The 3,155-nt window shown below is 75.0% G+C and carries 3 protein-coding genes and 1 pseudogene; all 4 read left to right on the top strand.

The genetic code is table 11. The annotated features are described in order from the left end of the window. A pseudogene (locus ACFOY6_RS23755) lies at positions 1 to 465 on the top strand (hypothetical protein); the annotation flags it as partial. An 87-nt stretch (positions 466 to 552) separates the two neighbouring features. Then, a complete protein-coding gene (gene fliN / locus ACFOY6_RS23760) occupies positions 553 to 813 on the top strand; it encodes a flagellar motor switch protein FliN (protein ID WP_245906413.1) in 261 nt (86 codons plus the stop codon). 4 nt (positions 814 to 817) lie between these two features. Next, positions 818 to 2,218, top strand: a complete 1,401-nt coding sequence (locus ACFOY6_RS23765) for a sigma-54-dependent transcriptional regulator (protein WP_379652423.1) — start codon at positions 818 to 820, stop codon at positions 2,216 to 2,218. 6 nt (positions 2,219 to 2,224) lie between these two features. After that, positions 2,225 to 3,155, top strand: a 931-nt coding sequence (locus ACFOY6_RS23770) for an FHIPEP family type III secretion protein (RefSeq protein WP_379652424.1), incomplete at its 3' end; no start/stop codon positions are given.

Below are 3,155 nucleotides of genomic sequence, written 5' to 3' on the forward strand. Positions count from 1 at the left end.
GCCGCCGCCAGCCAGGAGGCGGCGCTGCTGAACACGCTGCGCCTCGCCGCCGCCGAGCTGGCCGAGGCCGCCGCCGCCGCCCGCGCCCTGGCCGAGGAGGCGGCGCTGGCGGTCGGCGCGCTGGTGCTGGGCGCCTTGCAGGCTGCCCTTCCCGCCCTGGCGGCGCGCCATGCCGGGGCGGAGCTGGAGGGTTTCCTGGCCCGGCTGCTGCCCGCCCTGGACGGCGAGCCGGAGCTGGCCCTGCATGTCGCCCCCGCCTTGGCCGAGGCGGCGGCCGCCCGTTGCGCCACGCTGCCCGCCTGCCGGGTGGTGGCGGACCCCGCCCTGGAGCCGGGCGATGCCGTGCTGCGCTGGCGCGACGGCCTGGCCGAGCGCCGCGCCGCCACGGCCCGCGCGGCGGTGGCCGCGCTGCTGGCCGGCTTCGGGCTCGACGCCCCTGCCGAGCCGAATCCCGAGACACGCTGAGACCGCGAGAGAGGCAAGATGCCCGACCCCACCTACGCCGCCCTGCCCCCGCTCGAGGAGCTCGAGCCCGACGCCGCCCGCCCGGCCATGCCCGGCGCCGAGGGGCTCGGCGCCATCTACGACATTCCCGTGCAGGTCTCGGCCGTGCTCGGCCGCGCCACCATGCAGGTGAGCCAGCTGCTCAAGCTCGGCCGCGGCGCGGTGGTGGAGCTGGACCGCAAGCTGGGCGAGGCGGTGGACATCTACGTCAACAACCGCCTCGTCGCGCGCGGGGAGGTGGTGATGGTGGGCGAGAACCGGCTCGGCGTCACCATGACCGAGATCGTCAAGACCGACCGGGTGACGTGACGCCATGCCGCGGGTGCTGATCGTGGGCGCGCTGGAAGGGCCGCTCGGCCAGGCGGCGCGCATGGCGCAGGCGCGCGGCGCCACGGTCGCGCAGGCCTCCGGCGTGGTTGCGGCGCTCGCCCGGCTGCGCCAGGAGGGCGCCGACGTGGTGCTGTGCGAGGTGGTGCACGATGCCGGCTGGCTGATCCGCGCCATGCTGGCCGAGCGCATCCTCTGCCCGCTCATCGCCTGCGGCCCGGAATCCAAGGCGCCCGCCGCGCTGCGCGCCATCCGCGAGGGGGCGCGGGACTTCCTGCCGCTGCCGCCGGATGCGGAGCTGATCGCCACCATGCTGCAGGCCGCCGCCGGCGAGGCGGATGAGCGGAACGCCATGGTGGCGCGCGACCCCGCCATGCTGGCCATGCTGGCGCGCGCCGACCAGGTGGCGCGGGTCGAGGCCTCGGTGCTCGTCACCGGCGAGAGCGGCACCGGCAAGGAGCTGGTGGCGCGGCGCATCCATGCGGGCTCGCGCCGCGCGGCCGGCCCCTTCGTCGCGCTCAACTGCGCCGCCCTGCCGGAGACGCTGCTGGAGAGCGAGCTGTTCGGCCACGAGAAGGGCGCCTTCACCGGCGCCGTCGCCGCGCGCAAGGGCAAGTTCGAGCAGGCCGCCGGCGGCACGCTGCTGCTCGACGAGATCGGCGAGATGGACCTGCGGCTGCAGGCCAAGCTGCTGCGCGCCATCCAGGAGCGGGAGATCGACCGGCTTGGCGGCACACGCCCCGTGCGGGTCGATGTCCGCATCCTCGCCGCCACCAACCGCGACCTGATGGCCGAGGTGCGCGCCGGGCGCTTCCGCGAGGACCTGTACTTCCGGCTCGACGTGGTGCGGCTGCGCCTGCCGCCGCTGCGCGAGCGGCCGGGCGACATCCTGCCGCTCGCCGAGTGCTTCGCCGCCCGCTTCGCGGCGGTGAACGGGCTGCCGCCACGCCCGCTCTCCGCCGCCGCCCGCGCCGCTCTGCTGGCGCATGCCTGGCCGGGCAATGTGCGGGAGCTGGAGAACGCCCTGCACCGCGCCGTGCTGATGGCCTGCGGCACCGAGATCGGCGCCGAGGCGATCGAGCTGGGCGGCGCCACGCCGGCGCCCGCCGCGCCGCCGCCGCCCCTGCCCCAGATCACCGTCCCCGCCGCGCCCGGCCTCGCGCCGGACGCGGCGGCGGATGGCATCGCCGCGCTGGTCGGCCGCAGCATGGAGGAGGTGGAGCGCGAGCTGATCCTGCGCACCCTCGCCCACTGCCTCGGCAACCGTACCCGCGCGGCGGAGGTGCTCGGCATCTCCATCCGCGCCCTGCGCAACAAGCTGCAGGACTACCGTGGCATGGGCCTGCCGGTGACGGCGGCGGGCGGCTACGCCATGGCGGCGCGGTAAGCCGCCATGGCCGCCGGCTTCACCCTTTCCGCCAGCCTCAACCGGCTGAATCCGGGCAGCGACATCGCGCTGGCCGTCGGCGTCGTCGCCCTGGTCGGCATCATGCTGGTGCCGCTGCCGGTGATGCTGCTGGATTTCAGCCTGGCCGTTTCCGTCACCGCCTCCGTGCTGGTGCTGGTGGTGGCGCTGATGCTGCGCCGGCCGCTGGATTTCACCAGCTTCCCCACCATCCTGCTGCTCACCACCCTGCTGCGGCTGGCGCTGAACATCGCCACCACCCGCATGGTGCTGACGCACGGGCATGAGGGGCCGCAATCGGCTGGCGGCGTCATCGCCGCCTTCGGCAGCTTCCTGATGGGCGGCGACGTGCTGATCGGCTTCGTCGTCTTCGCCATCCTGCTTGTCGTCAACTTCATGGTGGTCACCAAGGGCTCGGGGCGCATCGCCGAGGTCTCGGCGCGCTTCAGCCTGGACGCCATGCCGGGCAAGCAGATGGCGATCGACGCCGATCTCTCCGCCGGCACCATCGACGAGACCCAGGCGCGGCTGCGCCGCCGCGAGCTGGAGGAGGAGAGCGCCTTCTTCGGCGCCATGGACGGCGCGGCGAAGTTCGTGCGCGGCGATGCCGTGGCCGGCCTCATCGTCACCTTCGTCAACCTGCTGGGCGGGCTCGCAATCGGCGTCGGCCGCCATGGCATGGGCTTAGGCGACGCGGCGGAGACCTTCTTCACCCTCACCGTGGGCGACGGGCTGGTCTCGCAGATCCCCTCGCTGCTCACCTCGGTCGCCGCCGGCATCGTCGTCACCAAGGGCGCCTCGGAGGGGCGGGCGGACCAGCTCATCGCCGGGCAGCTCGGCAGCGGCGCCAAGCCGCTCGGCATCGCCGCCGGCGCGGCGGGCGTGATGGCGCTGCTGCCGGGCATGCCGGCGCTGCCCT

Origin of the sequence: Teichococcus aestuarii, from assembly GCF_042651065.1 — a bacterium.
Lineage (GTDB): Bacteria > Pseudomonadota > Alphaproteobacteria > Acetobacterales > Acetobacteraceae > Pseudoroseomonas > Pseudoroseomonas aestuarii.

What these genes read in the sequence shown, in the direction of transcription:
- fliN (WP_245906413.1), top strand. Translation starts at nt 553, where the DNA reads ATGCCCGGCGCCGAGGGGCTCGGCGCCATCTACGACATTCCCGTGCAG.
- ACFOY6_RS23765 (WP_379652423.1), top strand. Translation starts at nt 818, where the DNA reads ATGCCGCGGGTGCTGATCGTGGGCGCGCTGGAAGGGCCGCTCGGCCAG.